The following is a 19,552-nucleotide window of genomic DNA, read 5'->3' on the forward strand; positions in this document are numbered from 1 at the left end:
GGGCGTGGAGTTATTCAGCGCTGAAGATGACGGCTCTGGCTACTGTCAGAAATTACAGGTAGGCGCTGTTTTCTGACGAGTGGTAAGGCACGGCCCGGTGGATAAAAAGACGCTTCCCGGCATCACTCGGCGCCTTCTGTGCGTGTCGCGGGCAGTGTCTGCAGGGCTTGAATGAGATGGTTGCCAGCCGTACCGGCCTCTTCGCGAGCAAGCCCGCTCCCACAGTTTTAACCGGGTGTTGCCGTAACCGTTGGCTCAGCGCATATCGATGTGGGAGCGGGCTTGCTCGCGAATGCGGTGTGTCAGCCGACACCTTAAGTGCCTGACACGACCTTTTCGCGAGCAAGCCCGTTCCCACCCTTGAGATTTACTCTCCTGTGGGAGCGGGCTTGTTCGCAGCGGCAGTTCCTGCAGATCGGGCATCATCAAGCGGCGTGGGGTGAGCCGGGCAGGGTGGCGGTATGTTCAGGCGAATACATCCAGCGCATCAACGAATGCCGGCCACTGATCCCCAGTTTGATCGCGGCGCGCTTGAGGTAGCTTTCCACGGTGTTGACCTTCAACTGCAACTGCTCGGCCAGTTCCGGCGCGGTACGCCCGGCGAGCAGGCCGATGCACACTTCGGTTTCGCGATTGGACAGGCTCAGGCCCAGTTGCTGCAGACGCTCGTTGAAGCGCAGCCGCAGGTTTTCCAGGCCCTGTTGTGCGCCGTCAGCGCCGGGCGACGGGTCTTCTGTGTTGGCCTGCTGGGGTTGCAGGGCGTGAATGTGTTTTTCCAGCATCGGCAACAGCACCGGAGAAATGTCCTGCAACAAACTCTGCTCCTGAGCCGAGAATCGCTGCGACTGGTCGTTGCGATATACCGAAATCACGTAGCGGTAGCCGTCCTTGCGCCGGGTCAGGTGCAGCTGCGAGGCATCGGCGCTGGCCGAGGCTGGCGGGTCCATCGGCTCGCTCGAGCGTGCGGCAATCTGTTCGCAGAATACCGTTTCAGCCTGCTGGGCCGAGTCTTTGCCGGTTTCCGGCGGGTTGCGATGGGCGGGGCGGCCCACCGGCTCGACGCGCATCTGGCGAATGTGGGTGGCGTCCACCGCCAATTGCGTCTGGATCAGGTCATGCAGCATCCGCGGAAAGTGCCGGCTGCCGGTGCTGGCGATGACTTTACCGATGTGGGGAAACAGGTGTGAGTTCATAAACATCATCCATGAGTTGCAGGTGAAACAGTCCCATTCCTGACCTGCGCCGCGCATGTTCCCTGGTCGGCGCAATGTCAGGATGTGGATCCTATCCTAGTACAACGTTTGAAAGACGGTTTAATGAAGGTGTTATTAGCTCATAACTTCATCCACAGGGTTATGCGGTGAACCCAGGAATGTCGGCCTGCCGAGATCATTGTGGGAGCGGGCTTGCTCGCGAAAGCGGTGCGTCAGCCATTTGAGATGTTGCCTGGAATGACCCCTTCGCGAGCAAGCCCGCTCCCACAGGGTTATGCGGTGAACCAGGAATGTCGGCCTGTCGAGATCCAGTGTGGGAGCGGGCTTGCTCGCGAAAGCGGCGCGTCAGTCATTTGAGATGTTGCCTGGAATGACCCCTTCGCGGGCAAGCCCGCTCCCACAGAGTTATGCGGTGAACTCAGGAATGTCGGCCTGTCGAGATCCAGTGTGGGAGCGGGCTTGCTCGCGAAAGCGGTGTGTCAGCCATTTGAGATGTTGCCTGGAATGACCCCTTCGCGGGCAAGCCCGCTCCCACAGGGTTATGGGGCACCGCCTACCCGCAAGGCCTCAAGGGTCCTGAACCGGGCACCGTACAGTTTGATGATCGCCAAACCAATGCCCGAGCCGGATTGAGTTGGAGGCTGGCAAGTCAGTGTTATGTCGCCAGGATTGTCCGTTATGAGTTGACAGTGAAACCCTTTTCAACCGATTTATCGGCCCCGGTCGTGTCAGTAATCTGTGCCCATGTTCAACGCAACGCCAACTACCACAACCGAGAAAAGGGATTCAACCATGAGCACTGCAACCTACAACCGCCTGAACAAAGACGACGCCGTAGTTCTGCTGGTCGACCACCAGACCGGTCTGATTTCTCTGGTTCAGGACTTCTCGCCGAACGAGTTCAAGAACAACGTCCTGGCCTTGGCCGACCTGGCGAAATTCTTCAACCTGCCGACCATCCTCACCACCAGTTTCGAACAAGGCCCCAACGGCCCGCTGGTTCCGGAACTGAAAGAAATGTTCCCCGACGCGCCGTACATTGCCCGCCCGGGCCAGATCAACGCCTGGGACAACGAAGACTTCGTCAAGGCGATCAAGGCCACCGGCCGCAAGCAGATCATCATCGCCGGTGTCGTGACCGACGTCTGCGTAGCGTTCCCGACCCTGTCGGCACTGGCTGAAGGCTTCGACGTATTTGTCGTCACCGACGCCTCCGGCACCTTCAACACCACCGTCCAGCAAGCCGCCTGGAGCCGCATGACCCAGGCCGGCGCACAAATGATGAACTGGTTCTCGGTCGCCTGTGAGCTGCACCGCGACTGGCGCAACGACATCGAAGGGCTGGGCAATCTGCTGTCGCAGCGGATTCCGAACTATCGGAATTTGATGAACAGTTACTCGGCATTGAACGCGCAGCAGAAGTGACTGCAGCGTTGTGAACGTGAAAGCCTGCCCTGAAAAGCAGGCTTTCTTTGTTTGCGCCGCTGCATCAGCGTTGCTACCCGTTGTGGTGAAGTGAGCGCTGGCTTCTGCGGGTTTTTGATCAGACTCAGCTGGGTATTCCCTGACGTTTACGGCTAATCTGCGCACTCGCTGACGACAACAAGACAAAAACAGGAGTCACTGATGCAACCGATCCGTCTCGGTCTGGTGGGCTACGGCAAGATTGCCCAGGATCAACATGTTCCGGCGATCAACGCCAATCCCGGATTTCACCTGGTGGCGGTCGCCACGCAAGGCAAACCCTGTGTCGGGGTGGAGAACTTTCACTCGTTGAGCGAGTTGCTGGAAAACGGCCCCGAGGTGGATGCGATTGCGTTTTGTACGCCGCCGCAAGGTCGGTTCGCACTGGTGCAGCAGGCGCTGGCCGCCGGCAAACATGTGTTGGTGGAAAAACCGCCGTGCGCGACGCTGGGCGAGGCGCTGGCCCTGGTCAGTCAGGCGCAGCAGCAGGGTGTCAGTGCGTTGTTCGCCTGGCATTCGCGCTACGCCCCCGGCATTGAAGCCGCCCGCGACTGGCTCGCCGGCCGCACGTTGCAAAGCGTGCAGATCGACTGGAAGGAAGACGTGCGCAAGTGGCATCCCGGTCAGATGTGGATCTGGCAACCCGGTGGTCTGGGCGTTTTCGATCCGGGCATCAATGCCTTGTCGATTGTCACCCGTTTGCTGGCGCAGCCATTGTTTGTCGAAGCCGCCGAACTGCGCGTACCGGACAACTGCCAGTCGCCGATTGCCGCGTCGATCAAGATGTCTGACGCGAACCGGCTCGACGTGCAGGCGGAGTTTGATTTCGACCACGGTCACGACGAACTCTGGAGCATCGAGATGCGCTGCGCCGAAGGGCTGCTGCGGCTGGATAACGGCGGGGCGCTGCTGAGCATCGACGGCGTGCGCCAGGCGGTGTCGGAAGAGGGCGAGTACACGGCGGTGTATCGACACTTTCAGCAACTGATTGGCGATCGTGCCAGCGACGTCGATCTGCAGCCGCTGCGGCTGGTGGCTGACAGTTTCTTCGTCGGCAGCCGGGTGGCAGTCGAGCCGTTTTATGACCCGGCACGCTGATCAGTGGAAGCGGGAGAGCTGTTGCGCGCAGACAGCGAACTTGAGCGTCAGGCCTAAGCTAATGCAAAAAGGGTATTTGTTCGTCGTTTTTAAGATCGTTTAGTTTTGTCTCACGACGAATCAAACGCATCAAACCGATAGACCCCCGATTGCCATGACGGCACACGCTGAATCGATCAAAGGCTCTTCAGGTTTGGTTCACACGGGAGTGAATCATGCCGCATACCCTCGATATCACCACGCTGCCGACGCTGGACCTTTCGTTGTTCGAAGGCACCGCGCAACAGCGTTATGAATTTCTTGAAAACCTGCGTCACGCCGCGCGTGACGTCGGCTTTTTCTATCTCACCGGCCATGGCATCGACAGCCACCTGCTCAAGCAGGTGCAGGACCACGCCCGTCAGTTCTTTGCCTTGTCCGAGCAGGAAAAGACCGCCGTCGGCATGATCAATTCGCCGCACTTTCGCGGATACAACCGTGCCGCTTCCGAGATCACCCGTGGTCAACCCGACTGGCGAGAGCAGTTCGATCTCGGCGCCGAGCGCGAAGCGTTGCCGCTGGACGCGGACAGCCCGTTGTGGGCGCGCTTGCAGGGGCCCAACCAATGGCCGCAGGCCTTGCCGCAACTCAAGCCGTTGCTGCTCGAATGGCAACAGGCGATGACGCGCATGGCGTTGCGTTTGCTGCGTGCCTTTGCCCAGGCGCTGTCGCTGCGGGCGGACGCGTTCGATCAGTTGTACGGCGACAAGCCCAACGAACACATCAAGTTGATGCGCTATCCAGGCCAGGCCGCCAACGCGAGCCAGCAAGGCGTCGGCGCGCACAAGGATTCGGGCTTCCTGAGCTTTCTGCTGCAAGACCAGCAGGCCGGTCTGCAAGTGGAGATCGAGGAAGGGCGTTGGATCGATGCGCTGCCCCGCGACAACACGCTGGTGGTGAACATCGGCGAACTGCTGGAGCTGGCCACCAACGGTTATCTGCGCGCCACGGTGCATCGGGTGGTGTCGCCACCCGAAGGCAGCGAGCGCTTGTCCATCGCCTTCTTCCTCGGCGCGCAACTCGATGCCGTGGTGCCGCTGTATCCGTTGCCCACCGTGCTGTTGCGTGAAGCGCGTGGCCCGGCGAGTGATCCGCTCAATCCATTGTTTCGCGATGTCGGCTGGAACTACCTAAAGGGTCGTTTGCGCTCGCACCCCGACGTCGCCCGGCGCTTTTATGCCGATGCATTGATTCCTGCAGCACCGCTGCGCAAGACCGCCAACGCCTGATTCATCACTCGCTCAAGGACTCCGCACATGTTGAAAAAAGCAGGTTTGACCCTGGCCGTGCTCGGCGCGCTGGCGACTTCGTTCGGCGCTCAGGCACTGGAGCCGTTGCGGGTGGCCGCCGACCCGGTGCCGCACGCGCAGATTCTCGCGTACATCCAGACAATCGATCCGCAACTCAACCTCAAGGTCATCGAGATTCCCAACGGCGTGAACTCCAACGAGCTGTTGGTGCATGGCGATGTCGATGCCAATTACTTCCAGCATCTGCCGTATCTGAAATCCCAGGAGCAAGCGCTGGGGCAGAAACTCGCGGTGGCCGCCACGGTGCATATCGAGCCGCTGGGCATCTATTCGCGCCGGCACAAAAGCTTCGCCGACGTGCCGGAAAAAGGCACCGTGGCGGTTCCCAACAACGTCACCAACCTGAGTCGTGCGCTGTACCTGTTGCAGGACAACGGGCTGATCAAACTCAAGCCCGGCTTCAAGGATCCGGCAGCCGATCAGGCCACGCCCAAGGACATCGCCGAGAACCCGAAACAGCTGAAGATCCTTGAAATCGAATCGCCGCAAATCCCTCGGGCCCTGGACGATGTCGACCTTGCGGTGATCAACGGCAACTACGCACTGGAAGCCGGACTGGTGCCGGCCCAGGATGCGCTGGGGCTGGAGAAGGCCGAGCACAATCCGTATGCCAACATTCTGGTGACCACGCCGAAACTGCAGAACGATCCGCGCATCGCGCAACTGGCCAAGGACCTGACCTCGCCGCAAGTGGCGAAATACATCACCGATAACTTCAAGGGTTCGGTGATCCCCGTGGTGGATGCCAAACCATGATCGTCGTCGAGCAGGTCAGCAAGACCTACCCGTCAGCCGCCGCGCCGGCACTGGATCAGGTGTCGCTGAGCATTCCCGATGGTGCGATCTACGGCATCCTCGGGCGAAGTGGGGCAGGCAAGTCGACCCTGTTGCGCTGTCTCAATCTGCTCGAACGCCCGGACAGCGGGCGAATCCTGATCGACGGCGTGGACCTGTTGACGCTGTCTGCCAGCGACCTGCGCCGCCAGCGTCAGCGCATCGGCATGATCTTCCAGGGCTTCAATCTGCTGCACTCGCGCACCGTGTTCGACAACATCGCCGTGCCGCTGGAAATCGCCAACGTCGGCAAACCGTGGCGCCATGTGCGGGTGCGCGAGCTGCTGGAACTGGTCGGCTTGACTGAGAAGGCGCAAGCCTTTCCCTCGCAGTTGTCCGGTGGGCAAAAACAGCGGGTGGGGATTGCCCGCGCCCTGGCCGCCGAGCCGGCGTATTTGCTGTCGGACGAAGCCACCAGCGCGCTGGACCCGGAAACCACCGCGTCGATTCTCGAACTGCTGCGCGACATCAACCGGCAACTGGGCGTGACCATCGTGCTGATCACCCATGAGCTGGAGGTGGTCAAGTCGATCTGCGATCACGCGGCGTGCATGGCTGACGGGCGTCTGATCGAGTCCGGCCCGGTGCCGCGCTTGCTCGCCGATCCGCAATCGAGTCTCGGCACTTCGTTGCGTCCGACCTGCGGCCTGCCGCTGGGCCACGACATTCCCGGTCTCAGCTTCCTCAAGCAATACGGCGTACGGGCGGCGCAGCCATGAACCGCAGCATCGACTGGAATGAAATCCTGCAACTGGTGTTCAACGCCACCGGCGAAACCCTGTACATGATCTTGCTCGCCGGGCTGTTCACGTTGCTGATCGGTTTGCCGCTCGGGGTGTTGCTGTTTGTCAGTCGGCGCGACGGACTGTGGCCGCTGCCACGCCTCAATGCTGCGCTGGGTTCGCTGGTCAATCTTGGGCGCTCGCTGCCCTTTGTGGTGATGCTAATTGCGCTGATTCCGCTGACGCGTCTGCTGGTCGGCACCACCCTCGGCAGCACCGCGGCGGTGGTGCCGATCACCATTGGCGCGTTTCCGTTTTTTGCGCGGATCGTCGAGAACGCGCTGGATGAGGTCGACAAGGGCCGGATCGAAGCGATCCTCGCCATGGGCGGCGATATCCGTCATGTGATTTTCAAAGTGCTGTTGCCCGAAGCGCTGCCCGCATTACTGGCGGGGATCACTCTGACGCTGGTGATGCTGATCGGTTTTTCTTCCATGGCCGGGGTGATTGGCGGTGGCGGCCTCGGTGATCTGGCGATCCGTTACGGCTATCAGCGTTTCAACAATGAAGTGATGGTCGCCACCGTTGTGGTGCTGGTCATTCTGGTGCAGGGCGTGCAGAGCCTGGGCGACCGGCTGGTACGTTCGCTGGCCCATCGACGTTAAGGAATTTTATGAGTGTCGTCGTGGCCCGCGCGCCGCTGATTCAGGTGCGCGAACTAAGCAAAACTTTTGGCTCGAACCGCGCACTGGATCGCGTCAGCCTGCAGATTCATCCCGCCGAAGTGGTGGCGTTGCTCGGTGCCAACGGTGCCGGCAAATCAACGCTGGTGAAGATTCTCGCCGGCAGCCAGCGCGCCGATGGCGGCGAGATTTACATCGACGGGCAGCCCCGGCAATTCAGCTCGCCGCTGTCGGCACGTCGGGTCGGGATTGTCGCGGTGCATCAGCAGATCAACGAGGGCATTGCGCCCGGTTTGAGCGTGGCGGAAAACCTGCTGCTCGATGAGTTGTGCAAGCCTGACGCGGACTTCTGGCTCAATCGCAAACGCTTGCTGGAGCGCGCCGCGAGCATCGCGGCCGGGCTGGGTCTGGTGTTGCCGCTGGAGCAGCCGATTGAACACCTGGGCCTGGCCGAACGGCAGTTGGTAGTGCTGGCGCGGGCCTTTGCCTTGCAGCCGCGTCTGCTGATTCTCGATGAGCCGACCGCAGCCTTGTCGGATGCCGAGGCGCAACGGCTGTTCGGTCTGATCGACACCCTGCGCAGCCGTGGCGTGGCGATTGTTTACATCTCCCATCGCTTGTCCGATCTGCAACGGGTGGCGGATCGCGCCATTGTCCTGCGCGATGGGCGACTGGCCGGAGAATTCAGCGCACGGCAGTTGCCCGAGGCGGTGCAGGCGATGCTCGGGCAGGCGCTGGACGGGCATGTCTACACGCCCGGCAGCGTGGGCCGAAAAGTCCTTGGTGTGCGCGGTTTGCAGATTTTGCCGCGCTCCAGGCGTTTCGATTTCGACCTGCACCAAGGCGAAGTGGTGGTGCTGACCGGGCTGCTCGGCGCCGGCAAAAGCGAGATCGCCGAAGTGCTGTTCGGTTTGCGCAAAGCCGTGGCCGGCAGCCTGCAACTCGATGGCGTGGAATGGCTGCCGGGTTCGCCAAGGGCGGCGATTCGCAGCGGTGTGTTTCTCGCAGCGGAGGATCGCGCGAGTCAATCGTTGGTGCCCGACTTTTCCCTGCGCCGCACCCTGACGCTGCCGTTTCTGGAGCGCTTCACCCGTGCCGGTTTCATTCGCAACCGCGCCGAAGCCGCAGCGGTCGAGGCGCAAGTCGCGGCGCTGGGGATCAAGACCGCCGGGATCGAGGTGCCGATGAGCGCGCTGTCCGGCGGCAATCAACAGAAGGTCGTGCTTGGCCGTTGGCTGCTCGGGGACGGGCGGGTGTTGATCCTCGACGAGCCGTTTCAGGGCGTCGACGTGCGCGCCCGCCGCGAGATCGGCCAACTGCTGCGCGACAGTGCCGGCGGCCGCGCGACCCTGGTGATTTGCGCCGATGTCGACGAAGCCCTGGAAATCGCCGACCGCATTCTGTTGGTGCGCGATCACGCGGTGGTCGCCGAATACCCGCGCGCCGGCCTTGAGCGCGCGACCCTGGTCGCCGCGCTGGCCGGCAGCGACGCTAGCGAAAATCCCTTTCACGCCACGCCAAGGAGCAGAGCGAGTGCCTGATTCGAGTTCATTGTTGTCTTCCGCTGCGGCACCCGCCGAGCGCCTGCTGCAAGCGCTGATCCGCTACGGCCTGTTGTGGCTGCTGGCGCTGATCGTGGTGTTTTTCAGTGTCGCGGAGCCGGCGTTTTTGCGCGTCGGCAATCTGTTCAGCATCTTGCAGTCGGTGTCGATCGTCGCGCTGCTGGCCCTTGGCGTGACGCTGACCATGGCCGTCGGCGGACTTGATCTGTCGATTGGTGCGGTGGCAGCGATGAGCCTGATGATCGCCAGTTACGTGATGGTGGTGCTCGGCTGGGGCGCGGTGCCGGCGGTGCTGATCAGTCTGGCTGGTGGCGCACTGGTCGGGCTGCTCAATGGCTGGCTGATCGTCAAGCTGCGGGTGCCGGACATTCTTGCAACGCTGGGCAGCATGTTTCTGGTGATCGGCGTGCAACTGATTCCCACGGGCGGGCGCTCGATTGCGGTGGGCATGACCTTGCCCAGTGGCGTGGAAACCGAGGGTACGTTCAGTGTGGCGTTTCTCGCTCTCGGCCGCGGACGCTTGTGGGACGTGGTGCCGGTGCCGGTGTTGATCACTGCGCTGGTGGCGCTGGCGGTGTGGCTGTTTCTTGAGCGCACGCGCATCGGCCGATTGTTTTATGCGATTGGCGGCAACGAGCAGGCGGCACGATTGGCGGGGGCGCCAGTGCAACGCTTCAAGCTGCTCGCTTACGTGCTCTCGGCGTTGCTCGCCTCGCTCGGCGGTTTGCTGTTGGCGGCGCGCCTGGGTCGGGGTGATGTCAGCTCCGGCAACGGTCTGGTGCTCGACGCGCTTGGCGCTGCGCTGATCGGTTTTGCCGTGCTCGGCGCGAAGAAGCCCAATGCCTTCGGCACGTTGGTCGGCGCACTGTTGGTGGCGTCGCTGCTCAATGGCCTGACCATGCTCAACGCGCCGTACTACGCGCAGGATTTCGTCAAGGGACTGGTGCTGGTGCTGGCCCTGATGTTCACCTTCGGCCTCGCGCATCGGGCGCGCTGAGCCGGTTCATTTGTCGCTGCAAGGAAGATGTATGCACGGTTCAATCAAGCAGTTCGCACGCCATTGCCTCGCCGGCGCGGTGCTCTCGGCATTGGCATTGAGCGCTCAGGCCAAGACATTACCGGGTGCTCCGGCGCCGTTCGACAAGGGCCAGGTGCAGATCGCGCTGGTCGGTTATCTGTTTTCCGGGGACTTTCCCGAGGCGTATCTGCGCGGCGTGGAAAAACAGACCGAGGCGCTGGGCGCCAATCTGCGGGTGTTCGATGCGCGGCAGCAGGCGGCGAGTCAGGGCGAGATGATCGATCAGGCGATCGACCTCGGCGTCGACGGGATCATCGTGCAACTGGGCCTGGCGGAAACCCTCAAGGGACCGATTGACCGGGCCATCGCCAAAGGCATCAAGGTGGTGGCGTTCGACGTCGATCTGAACAGCCCGCAAGTGACCCAGGTCGAGCAGGATCACCATGCACTGGCGCGACTGGCGCTGGATCAGGCGGTGAAGGACAACGGCACGCGGTTCGATGCGGGTTACGTGTACATCAGCGGCTTCACGCCGATGGAGCGTCGCGACGAGATCTGGAGTCAGGTGAAAAAGGCCAATCCGGGCATCATCGAGAAGGCGCGTTTCGGCACGCTCAACCCGCCGATTGCCAACTCGGTGGCCGATCAGGCCAGCGCGGTATTGCGGGCCAATCCGGATATCAGCGTGATCTTCGCGCCGTTCGACGAGTTCGCCAAAGGTGCGAAAATCGCCGTCGATGAGGCCGGGCTGGGGCGCAAGGTGAAGATCTACAGCGCCGACATTTCCACCGCCGACATTCAGATCATGAAAGAACCGGACAGCGCCTGGGCGGCGACCGCCGCGGTCAATCCGCAAGTGGCGGGGGCGATCAGCGTGCGCAGTCTGGCGATGTTGATTGCTGGCGAAAATCCTGGGCATCAGGTGCTGGTACCACCGACCCTGATCACCCGTCAGCAGTTGCTCGATCTGGACGTGAAAAACGTCCGCGACCTGGCGCAGAAACTTCCGGCGTTCGGTGATACCGCCAACGTGGCGCGGGCCGAGTGGATTCCTGTGGCGAACTGAATGCAGCCGTTATCACCGGGTGATGCGCTGTATGCGCGGCAGGCATCCTGACGCGCTTGGGAGTGAATATGCACAACAAAGCCATGCGCTTGCGCAACAGCCGCGCACCCAAGGCTGATCCGGCGCTCGGTCAACGTTTGCCGCCGGGGCAGGTGTTGACGGAGCGGTTCCCGATCCTCCACGAAGGCACGGTGCCGGAGTATGAGTTGGCAACCTGGTCACTGCGCCTGTTCGGCAAGGTCGGGCGTGTCGTCGAGTTGAGTTTTGCTGACCTGCAAAGGTTGCCGCAGCGCGAGTTGCAATGTGACATTCATTGCGTGACGCGCTGGTCGAAGTTCGACACGCAGTGGAGCGGGGTACATCTGCAGGATCTGCTGAGCGAGCTCGATATCCAGCCCGCTTCACGTTTCGTCATGGCCCACGCCGATCACGATTACCAGACCAACCTGTTGCTGGACGACCTGCTGCACCCGGACAGCCTGCTCGCCACCCATTACGCCGGCCAACCCTTGACCGCCCAGCACGGCTGGCCGCTGCGGCTGGTGGTCGCCGGGCGCTACTTCTGGAAAAGCGCCAAATGGCTGCGCGGTCTGGAGTTTGTCGACGAAGAACAACCCGGCTTCTGGGAGCGCAACGGCTTTCACCTGCACGCCGACCCGTTTGCGGAACAACGCTTCAGTGCGCAGGCCCTGGACATCGCCGCGGATGCCTGGCTGGAAAAGGAATTCGACTGAGGTTTTGTGCTTGTCTGCAGTCAACATCTCGGGTGACTGGACTGGCCTCTTCGCGAGCAAGCCCGCTCCCACATTGGATCTGCGGTGGATGAAAACAATGCGTTCACCGCGTTCAACCTGTGGGAGCGGGCTTGCTCGCGAAGGGGCCCGGACATCCAACTGCTTCGGTGGCTGATATACCGCTATCGCGAGCAGGCTCACTCCTACATTGGATCTGTGGTGGATGAGAAGTCAGCGTTCACCCCGTTCAACCTGTAGGAGTGAGCCTGCTCGCGATGGGGCCCGGACATTCAACTGCTTCGGTGGCTGATACACCGCTATCGCGAGCAAGCCCGCTCCCACATTGGATCTGTGGTGGATGAGAAGTCAGTGTTCACCCCGTCAAACCTGTGGGAGCGGGCTTGCTCGCGAAGGGGCCAGCCCAGTCGATATTTTCGGTGACTGAACGATAGTTTTCGCGAGCAAGCCCGCTCCCACAAGGGGCAGCATTCATGCTTGAGTTAGTTGCTGCTTAGTTGAGCTACTGTTGTTCTGGCAACACTTGTGTTGGACTAAATACAGTTAATCAGCCCGATCTAACCTAAGTGTTATTGGTTCTTTTACGGCAAGCCTCAGCCCGTCTAGCATCGGTGTTCAAGGGGAAAAAACTAACTTCGGGGATTCTGCGCTTAACCAACTCAATACGTTTAACCAGCCTTCACCGCCTTCCTGATTTCTAAAACTACAGCAGACATTGCCGTGCATTGATTGCCGAACCCTTATTGTCGGCAACGGCCGGGTATTAGCTGCGATAAAGGAGCTGTCACATGTATCACCGTTCCCGTTCATTACTGGCCATCGCGGTTGTCGGTGCGATCTGGCAAGTTCCGGCGCAAGCCGAAGACACTCCCACGCGCGTTGACGATGACACACGGCTGGGTACCGTGCTGGTCACCGGCACCCGTGGCACTGCTCGCACGGTGCTGGATTCTCCGGTGCCGGTTGACGTGTTGACCGCCGCCGATCTCAAGTCCACCGGCGCGGCCGACGGTGAGTTGGGCCAGGCGCTGCAAACGTTGCTGCCATCGTTCAGCATGCCGCGTCAGTCCAACTCCGGTGGCGCTGACCATGTGCGCGCCGCACAGTTGCGCGGCATGAGTCCGGACCAGGTGCTGGTGCTGGTCAACGGCAAGCGCCGTCATACTTCGGCAGTGGTCAACGACTCGTCGAAAATCGGTCGTGGCACGGCGCCGGTGGACTTCAACTCGATCCCCATCAGCGCGATCAAACGCATCGAAGTGCTGCGCGATGGCGCCGGCGCGCAGTACGGTTCCGACGCGATTGCCGGGGTGATCAACATCATCCTCGACGACGCCCCCGAGGGCGGCGAAGTGTCCACCAGCTACGGCGCGTTTCACACCCATCAGGACGCCATCGGCAGAACCACCACCGACGGCCAGAACAGCGTGACCACGGCCAAGATCGGCACGCGTCTGGGCGAAGAGGGTGGGTTCATTCGTGGCGGCACCGAGTACAAAAATCGCAACCCGACCAACCGCGCCGGTTTCGATGGCTTTGCCGATACCCCCGACCAGCGCAATTACGTGATGGGCGACGGTCTGGCGCGGGACGTCAACCTGTGGTTCAACAGCGAGCTGCCGCTGGCCGGCGGAAAAGCCTACAGCTTCGGCACTTACAACCAGCGCCACACCACTGGCGCCGAGTTCTATCGCTACCCCTACGAGCAGCCGCAGTTCTATCCGAACGGCTACCTGCCGCAGTCGCTGGGCGACAACAAGGACGTCTCCGCCACCGCCGGTTTCAAAGGCATGATCGGCGAAGACTGGGACTTCGACAGCAGCGTTACCCACGGCCGTAACCGCTTCGACGGATCCACCCGCCGCACCCTTAACGTCAGTCTCGGCGAGGACTCGCCGACCAAGTTCGACACCGGCGATTACGAGCTGCGCCAGACCACCACCAACCTCGATTTCAGCCGCGAGCTGCGCTTGGGCGGACGCTCGTTCGTGCTGGCGCTGGGCGGCGAATATCGCTACGAAAACTACCTGACCTACGCGGGTGACGAGGCCTCTTACATTGGCTCCGGCGCTGATGGCGCCAACGGTCTGCGCCCCAGCGAAGAGTCGGACCTGGACCGCAACGTGTTCGCGACTTACGCCGAGTTGTCGGGCGATCTCACCGACCGCTTCTTCGTCGACGCCGCCACCCGCTGGGAACATTACGACGATGCCGGCAGCAAACTCACCGGCAAGCTCAGTGGTCGCTACAAACTGACCGAGCAGTGGGCGCTGCGCGGTGCGGTGTCGAACAACTTCCGCGCGCCGTCGCTGGCGCAGAGTGGGTTCCAGAACACCACCAGCAACTTCGGCGAAGGCGGCACGCTCACCGATATTCGCGTGCTCTCGGTGAACGACCCGATCGCGCGTGCGCTGGGTGCGCAAAAGCTCGATCCGGAAACCTCGAAAAACTTCAGCCTCGGCCTGACCTTCCAGCTCAACGAACGCTTCGATGCCTCGCTCGATGTGTTCCGCATCGACGTCAAGGACCGCATCACCCTGTCGCAGCGCATCGGCAGCGACGCCATGGAGCAATACATCAACGACAACTTCGGTGTGGCCGGAGTGCATGATGTGAACTTCTTCACCAACGCCGCCGACACCAGCACCCACGGCGCCGAACTGGTGCTCAACTATCACCAGCCACTGTATGAAGGGACGTTGGGCCTGACCACCGCCTACACCTACAACCACACCAAAGTCACCAGCACCAAAGGTACGCCGTCGCAACTGACGGCTTTGGGTATCGGCAACGATGCACTGGTCGGCGTTGAAGAAACCAACACCCTGACCGACGCCGCACCCAAGGATCGTTTCGTGTTTTCCGCCAACTGGGCCAGCGAACACTGGGGTCTGCTCGGGCGTCTGACCCGTCAGGGCGAGACCACCCGGGTGTTCGATTTCGGCGACTCGCAACCGGAGCAGACCTACGGCGCGGTGTGGCAACTGGACGCCGAGGTGACCTACAAATTCACCCCGAAATTCAGCGTCGCCCTGGGCGGCAACAACCTCACCGACAATTACCCGGAACGCTCCGGCTCGGCGATCAACTACGGCGGCAACCTGCCGTATGACGTGCTGTCGCCGATCGGCACCAACGGCGCGTACTACTATGCCAGCGCCACCTACGGCTTCTGAGCCGATCCGCCACGGATGGCGGACTTTTTGCGGACCTCTCCATGAATCACTCCAACGGCCCCAAGCGCCATCTGCCGGTGCTGCAGGCGTTGCTGATCACGCTGGGCATGGTGATCACCACCGACATCCTGAAAACCGCGCCGACCGTGGCGCTGAATGTCGGGCCGGAATATTTCTATTGGGTCTGGGTGCTCGGCGGTCTCGCGTCGATGAGCGGGGCCTTGTGCTTCGCCGAAATGGCCAGCGCATTTCCGCACCCGGGCGGCGACTATCACTTTCTGCGCACGGCCTATGGCGAGCGCATGGGTTTCCTGTTCGCCTGGTCGCGCTTTTCGGTGATGCACACCGGCTGGATCGCCTTGTCGGCGTTCATGTTTGCCGATTACGTCAATGCCGTGGTACCGCTCGGTCGATACGGCTCGGGCCTGTTTGCCGGCGGGGTGATCGCCGCGCTGGTGCTGCTCAATCTCACCGGCAAGCACATCGGTTTCATCACCCAGACCTTATTGGTGGGCCTGTTGGCGCTGGGCTTTCTGAGCATCGCCAGCGCCGGGGTGTGGCTGGCGTGGCAGGGGATTGAAGCGCCGCCACCGAGCATTTCGGTCACGCCGGAAAACACCGGTATGGCCGGATTTTCCGCAGCGATGATTTTCGTGTTTCTGGCGTTCGGCGGCTGGAGCGATGCGGCGACCTTGTCGGCGGAAGTGCGCGATGGTCGACGTGGAATATTCATCGCCATGCTCGGTGCGCTGACGGTGCTGATGGCGATTTATCTGGCGCTGAACTGGGCGCTCGTTCGAGGCCTGGGTTTCGCTGGACTGGCAGCGAGCAACGCACCGGCGGTGGAGCTGTTGAACCGTGCATTCGGTGCGCCGGGGGTGCTGCTGATTTTGCTGATGGTCGGCATCGCGGCGATCGCCAGCATCAACTCGACCTTGCTGGTCGGCGCGCGCACCACTTACGCCGCGGCCCGCGATGTGCCGCAGTTGCGTCGTTTCGGCGAGTGGGACGAACGCGACGGCGTGCCGCGCAAAGCCTTGCTGGCGGAGGGCGCGGTGGCGTTGTTGCTGGTGCTGTTCGGCAGTTTCACCCAGAGCGGCTTCAACACCATGGTCGAGTACCTGACCCCGGTGTACTGGTTGTTTCTGAGCTTCAGCAGCCTGGCGTTGATCATCCTGCGCCGGCGTTTCCCTGAGGTGCCGAGGCCGGTCAGGGTGCCGTTGTATCCGCTGTTGCCGCTGCTGTTTTTCGGTCTGTGCCTGTACATGCTCTATTCGAGCGTGACGGTGGTGGGGTGGGGCGCGTTTTTGGGGATTGGTGTGTTGCTGGTCGGCGCGCTGCTGCTGGCGGGATCGAGCCGCCTGGCGTCGACGCCTCGGCAAGCTCTCGGACAGATGAACGATTAGAACGATACGTCGGCCGGTTGCGACAGACGCAGCACCGACAGATCCCCGGTAATGCGTTTGTACGCCAGACGAATCGCCTCGATGTTGCCGGCGTTCTGCGGACTGTTCTCGTGCAGGATCACAATGACCTTGGTGCTTAGCCGCTCAGGCTCTTTCGCCCCATGATCACGCCATTGCCCATAGGCATCGAACACGGTGAAACCGTCGGGAAACCGCGACGTCACTTCCTTGTCGAGAAACTCGCGCCAGCGCGCCGGGCTGACCGCGCCTTCCTTGCCATCCACGGTGCCCACCGAGAAGTACAGCTCGGTGCGGATCCACTGTGCCTGCGCCGGACGCGTGGCATCACCTTGCAGGGTCGAACTGGCGGGGTCTTTGGTATGCACCGAAACAGCAGGAGGACTGGCGCACCCGGCGACAGCGACAAACAGTGCAGCCAGTAACAGGCGTCTTTGCATGGAACATCCTTTTTTATGAGTTAAGTGCAGACGCGCAATTATAAGGGGCGAGTTTAATAGCGATAAAAGATTAAAAAATGGCTTTGTGGTTGATTAATGGAATAAGAAACGAACTAAGCCAGGATGCCAAACGTACCGCCGCATTCGCGGGCAAGCCCGGCTCCCACAGGTTTTTGCGGTATACACAGATCCGCTGATCGACCCCCTCCACTGTGGGAGCGGGCATGCTCGCGAAAGCGCCGGTTCAGTCAACGAAGATGTTGGATGTACCAACGCCATCGCTGGCAAGCCAGCTCCCACAGGTTTTGCGGTGTACACAGATCCGTTGATCGACACCATCCCCTGTGGGAGCGGGCTTGCCCGCGAAAGCGCTAGTTCAGTCAATAAAGATGTTGGATGTACCGACGTCATCGCTGGCAAGCCAGCTCCCACAGGTTTTTGCGGTATACACAGATCCGCTGATCGACCCCATCCACTGTGGGAGCGGGCTTGCTCGCGAAAGCGCCGTTTCAGTCAACAAAGATGTTGGATCTACCAACGCCATCGCTGGCAGGCCAGCTCCCACAGGTTTTGCGGTGTACACAGATCCGCTGATCAACACCATCCCCTGTGGGAGCGGGCTTGCTCGCGAAAGCGCCGGTTCAGTCAACGAAGATATTGGATCTACCAACGCCATCGCTGGCAGGCCAGCTCCCACAGGTTTTGCGGTGTACACAGATCCGCTGATCGACACCATCCACTGTGGGAGCGGGCTTGCTCGCGAAAGCGCCGGTTCAGTCAACGAAGATGTTGGATGTACCAACGCCATCGCTGGCAGGCCAGCTCCCACAGGTTTTTGCGGTGTACACAGATCCGCTGATCAACACCATCCACTGTGGGAGCGGGCTTGCTCGCGAAAGCGCCGGTTCAGTCAACGAAGATGTTGGATGTACCAACGCCATCGCTGGCAGGCCAGCTCCCACAGGTTTTTGCGGTGTACACCGATCCGCTGATCGACACCATCCCCTGTGGGAGCGGGCTTGCCCGCGAAAGCGCTAGTTCAGTCAATAAAGATGTTGGATGTACCGCCGCTTTCGCGAGCAAGCCCGCTCCCACAGATTCTCTGTGCTTTCCAGTAGCGACGGCACGCGTAGCTCAGCGCCCTTCATGCTGCTTGCGATAAGCCCCCGGTTGCACCCCCACCGACTTGGCAAACGCCCGTGTAAACGCGGCGATCGACTGATAGCCCACCGCCGCGCACACCTGCTCCACCGTGTGATTGGCTCGCAGCAACTGGCAGGCATGCCGAATGCGCAACGCCAGCAGCACTTGCCCCGGCGACTGCCCGGCCAGCTCATTGAAGCGTTTGAAAAACGCCGAGCGCGACAGGCCGATACTCGCCGCCATGCTCTCCAGTGACCACGGCAATTGCGGTTGTTCGATCAATTGATCCAGCAACGGCGCGAACTGCGGATTGCGCGCCAATGCCACCAGGCCGCCGAGGCTCTGGTTGTCGGTCATCTGCTGGCGCAACACGTACAAAAACAGCAGATGACTCAAGCGTTCGAGCAGCGCCGAGGAGGGCGTCGGCAGGCGTTCGCACTCTTGCAGGATCAACTCGAACAAGGCTCGCGCCGCGCTCGAAGAAGGATCGCCCGCGCGCAGGATGATCCAGTCCGGCAAGCCTTCGATGATCAGCGATGACAATCCCGACTTGAAATGAAAGAACCCGCAAACCAGCCCGACACCGTCCTGCGCCTGACTGTCGAGCGCGGTCATGGCTATGCGCGGCAGCGTCTGGGCGATGCTCGTCTCTTCGGCGCTGGAGAGGCGGTAATTCAGATCCCGCAGCAGGAACACTGCATCCCCGGTGTTCAGCGGAATTGGCTGCTCCTGCCCGTCGATGTGCAGCCAGCAACGCCCCTGCACGATCAAGTGGAAGCTTGCGCGCGCCAGCCCTTGGGTGCTGGCGTGCCAACCACCGCAATAGCGGCCGACGTGAAACAGGCTCGCATCGAGTTCGAGGCTTTCTAATAACCAATCAACCAGTGGGCTGGACGAAATCATCTAATGGAAACACTCAGGAGCAAGTAATCGCTACTTTAGAATATGGATCGAAATTTTTATAACCAACAGACTGGCCGGACACTCAACAGCAGGAGTCCACTCCATGTCGCGCCTTACTCTACACACTGTGCAAAGCGCTCCCGAAGCCGCCAAACCGTTTCTGGAAAATGCGCAGAAAAACTCCGGATTCATTCCGAACCTGCTGGCCGTGCTGGCCAATGCCCCGGCCGCGCTGGAAACCTACGTTACGGTATCGGCGCTCAATGGCAAGTCCGAACTCAGCCTCGCCGAGCGCGAAGTGGTGCAACTGATTGCGGCGACCAACCATGGTTGCGATTTCTGTGTCGCAGGTCATACCGCCGTCGCGCTGAATAAGGCAAAACTGCCGCCGGAAGTCGTCAGTGCGCTGCGTGAAAAAGCCACTGTCCCCGTGGAAAAACTGGAAACCCTGGCCGCGTTTGCCCGCGAAGTGATTGCCACACGGGGCAAGGTCAGCGATCAGACCTTCAACCAGTTCAAGGCCGCGGGCTACACCGAAGGCAATGCGCTGGAAGTGATTCTCGGCATCAGCCTGGCGACCCTGTGCAACTTCGCCAACGTATTCGCCGACACGCCGCTCAACCCCGAACTGGCCCCGTATCGCGCGTAATCGGCCAGCGGTTCCGGCAGCGTCGTCTATGGTTGATGCGGCTGCGTAAAAAGGA

The 19,552-nt window shown here is 61.3% G+C and carries 16 protein-coding genes; 13 read left to right on the forward strand and 3 right to left on the reverse strand.

Annotated elements, in window-relative coordinates:
• Positions 1-425: 425 nt before the first annotated feature.
• Entirely contained in the window at positions 426-1,193 is a 768-nt protein-coding gene (locus tag M0814_RS28280) for a helix-turn-helix transcriptional regulator (protein WP_103486740.1), read from the reverse strand.
• A gap of 813 nt (positions 1,194-2,006) precedes the next feature.
• Here M0814_RS28280 and ycaC point away from each other — a divergent pair.
• From ycaC to M0814_RS28340, 12 genes are all read left to right on the forward strand, one after another.
• On the forward strand, positions 2,007-2,639 hold the full coding sequence (ycaC, locus tag M0814_RS28285) for an isochorismate family cysteine hydrolase YcaC (RefSeq protein ID WP_003224230.1): 633 nt from the start codon (positions 2,007-2,009) through the stop codon (positions 2,637-2,639).
• Between the two features lie 201 nt (positions 2,640-2,840).
• Positions 2,841-3,776 carry a Gfo/Idh/MocA family oxidoreductase gene (locus M0814_RS28290; protein ID WP_103486644.1) on the forward strand — a complete coding sequence of 312 codons (936 nt, stop codon included), beginning with the start codon at positions 2,841-2,843 and terminating at the stop codon, positions 3,774-3,776.
• 215 nt (positions 3,777-3,991) lie between these two features.
• On the forward strand, positions 3,992-5,044 hold the full coding sequence (locus M0814_RS28295) for an isopenicillin N synthase family oxygenase (protein WP_103486643.1): 1,053 nt from the start codon (positions 3,992-3,994) through the stop codon (positions 5,042-5,044).
• 27 nt (positions 5,045-5,071) lie between these two features.
• Complete coding sequence (locus M0814_RS28300) at positions 5,072-5,881, forward strand: MetQ/NlpA family ABC transporter substrate-binding protein (RefSeq protein ID WP_103486642.1); 810 nt, start codon at positions 5,072-5,074, stop codon at positions 5,879-5,881.
• Positions 5,878-6,678, forward strand: a complete 801-nt coding sequence (locus M0814_RS28305) for a methionine ABC transporter ATP-binding protein (protein WP_103486641.1) — start codon at positions 5,878-5,880, stop codon at positions 6,676-6,678. Before M0814_RS28300 ends, M0814_RS28305 begins: the two co-directional genes overlap by 4 nt.
• Positions 6,675-7,346, forward strand: a complete 672-nt coding sequence (locus M0814_RS28310; protein ID WP_103486640.1) for a methionine ABC transporter permease — start codon at positions 6,675-6,677, stop codon at positions 7,344-7,346. Before M0814_RS28305 ends, M0814_RS28310 begins: the two co-directional genes overlap by 4 nt.
• Before the next feature lie 8 nt (positions 7,347-7,354).
• Positions 7,355-8,905: a sugar ABC transporter ATP-binding protein gene (locus tag M0814_RS28315; protein WP_103486639.1), complete on the forward strand. Its 1,551-nt coding sequence runs from the start codon at positions 7,355-7,357 to the stop codon at positions 8,903-8,905.
• Positions 8,898-9,923: an ABC transporter permease gene (locus M0814_RS28320; RefSeq protein ID WP_103486638.1), complete on the forward strand. Its 1,026-nt coding sequence runs from the start codon at positions 8,898-8,900 to the stop codon at positions 9,921-9,923. The genes M0814_RS28315 and M0814_RS28320 overlap by 8 nt, the downstream gene beginning before the upstream one ends.
• Positions 9,924-9,954: 31 nt before the next feature.
• Positions 9,955-11,010, forward strand: a complete 1,056-nt coding sequence (locus M0814_RS28325) for a substrate-binding domain-containing protein (protein ID WP_103486637.1) — start codon at positions 9,955-9,957, stop codon at positions 11,008-11,010.
• Between the two features lie 68 nt (positions 11,011-11,078).
• On the forward strand, positions 11,079-11,744 hold the full coding sequence (locus M0814_RS28330; RefSeq protein WP_103486636.1) for a sulfite oxidase-like oxidoreductase: 666 nt from the start codon (positions 11,079-11,081) through the stop codon (positions 11,742-11,744).
• An 806-nt stretch (positions 11,745-12,550) separates the two neighbouring features.
• Positions 12,551-14,938: a TonB-dependent receptor gene (locus tag M0814_RS28335; protein WP_103486635.1), complete on the forward strand. Its 2,388-nt coding sequence runs from the start codon at positions 12,551-12,553 to the stop codon at positions 14,936-14,938.
• A 41-nt stretch (positions 14,939-14,979) separates the two neighbouring features.
• Positions 14,980-16,344 (forward strand): APC family permease, encoded by a 1,365-nt coding sequence (locus tag M0814_RS28340; protein ID WP_103486634.1) that lies wholly within the window; start codon positions 14,980-14,982, stop codon positions 16,342-16,344.
• On the opposite strand, the gene M0814_RS28345 is transcribed toward M0814_RS28340, so the two are convergent.
• Both M0814_RS28345 and M0814_RS28350 read right to left on the reverse strand, forming a co-directional pair.
• Positions 16,341-16,802, reverse strand: a complete 462-nt coding sequence (locus tag M0814_RS28345; RefSeq protein ID WP_103486633.1) for a DUF3574 domain-containing protein — start codon at positions 16,800-16,802, stop codon at positions 16,341-16,343. The two genes, M0814_RS28340 and M0814_RS28345, sit on opposite strands and share 4 nt — an antisense overlap.
• Positions 16,803-17,936: 1,134 nt before the next feature.
• On the reverse strand, positions 17,937-18,848 hold the full coding sequence (locus M0814_RS28350) for an AraC family transcriptional regulator (RefSeq protein WP_103486034.1): 912 nt from the start codon (positions 18,846-18,848) through the stop codon (positions 17,937-17,939).
• A gap of 103 nt (positions 18,849-18,951) precedes the next feature.
• On the opposite strand from M0814_RS28350, the gene M0814_RS28355 reads away from it, so the two are divergent.
• On the forward strand, positions 18,952-19,497 hold the full coding sequence (locus M0814_RS28355; RefSeq protein ID WP_027614171.1) for a carboxymuconolactone decarboxylase family protein: 546 nt from the start codon (positions 18,952-18,954) through the stop codon (positions 19,495-19,497).
• Positions 19,498-19,552: the final 55 nt, after the last annotated feature.

The sequence above is a fragment of the Pseudomonas sp. MWU12-2020 genome (genome assembly GCF_023100605.1).
In the GTDB taxonomy this organism is placed as follows: Bacteria; Pseudomonadota; Gammaproteobacteria; order Pseudomonadales; family Pseudomonadaceae; genus Aquipseudomonas; species Aquipseudomonas fluorescens_H.

What these genes read in the sequence shown, in the direction of transcription:
- M0814_RS28310 (WP_103486640.1), top strand. Translation starts at nt 6,675, where the DNA reads ATGAACCGCAGCATCGACTGGAATGAAATCCTGCAACTGGTGTTCAAC.
- M0814_RS28290 (WP_103486644.1), top strand. Translation starts at nt 2,841, where the DNA reads ATGCAACCGATCCGTCTCGGTCTGGTGGGCTACGGCAAGATTGCCCAG.
- M0814_RS28350 (WP_103486034.1), bottom strand. Translation starts at nt 18,848, where the DNA reads ATGATTTCGTCCAGCCCACTGGTTGATTGGTTATTAGAAAGCCTCGAA.
- M0814_RS28315 (WP_103486639.1), top strand. Translation starts at nt 7,355, where the DNA reads ATGAGTGTCGTCGTGGCCCGCGCGCCGCTGATTCAGGTGCGCGAACTA.
- M0814_RS28300 (WP_103486642.1), top strand. Translation starts at nt 5,072, where the DNA reads ATGTTGAAAAAAGCAGGTTTGACCCTGGCCGTGCTCGGCGCGCTGGCG.
- ycaC (WP_003224230.1), top strand. Translation starts at nt 2,007, where the DNA reads ATGAGCACTGCAACCTACAACCGCCTGAACAAAGACGACGCCGTAGTT.
- M0814_RS28295 (WP_103486643.1), top strand. Translation starts at nt 3,992, where the DNA reads ATGCCGCATACCCTCGATATCACCACGCTGCCGACGCTGGACCTTTCG.
- M0814_RS28355 (WP_027614171.1), top strand. Translation starts at nt 18,952, where the DNA reads ATGTCGCGCCTTACTCTACACACTGTGCAAAGCGCTCCCGAAGCCGCC.
- M0814_RS28325 (WP_103486637.1), top strand. Translation starts at nt 9,955, where the DNA reads ATGCACGGTTCAATCAAGCAGTTCGCACGCCATTGCCTCGCCGGCGCG.
- M0814_RS28335 (WP_103486635.1), top strand. Translation starts at nt 12,551, where the DNA reads ATGTATCACCGTTCCCGTTCATTACTGGCCATCGCGGTTGTCGGTGCG.
- M0814_RS28340 (WP_103486634.1), top strand. Translation starts at nt 14,980, where the DNA reads ATGAATCACTCCAACGGCCCCAAGCGCCATCTGCCGGTGCTGCAGGCG.
- M0814_RS28305 (WP_103486641.1), top strand. Translation starts at nt 5,878, where the DNA reads ATGATCGTCGTCGAGCAGGTCAGCAAGACCTACCCGTCAGCCGCCGCG.
- M0814_RS28345 (WP_103486633.1), bottom strand. Translation starts at nt 16,802, where the DNA reads ATGCAAAGACGCCTGTTACTGGCTGCACTGTTTGTCGCTGTCGCCGGG.
- M0814_RS28280 (WP_103486740.1), bottom strand. Translation starts at nt 1,193, where the DNA reads ATGAACTCACACCTGTTTCCCCACATCGGTAAAGTCATCGCCAGCACC.
- M0814_RS28330 (WP_103486636.1), top strand. Translation starts at nt 11,079, where the DNA reads ATGCACAACAAAGCCATGCGCTTGCGCAACAGCCGCGCACCCAAGGCT.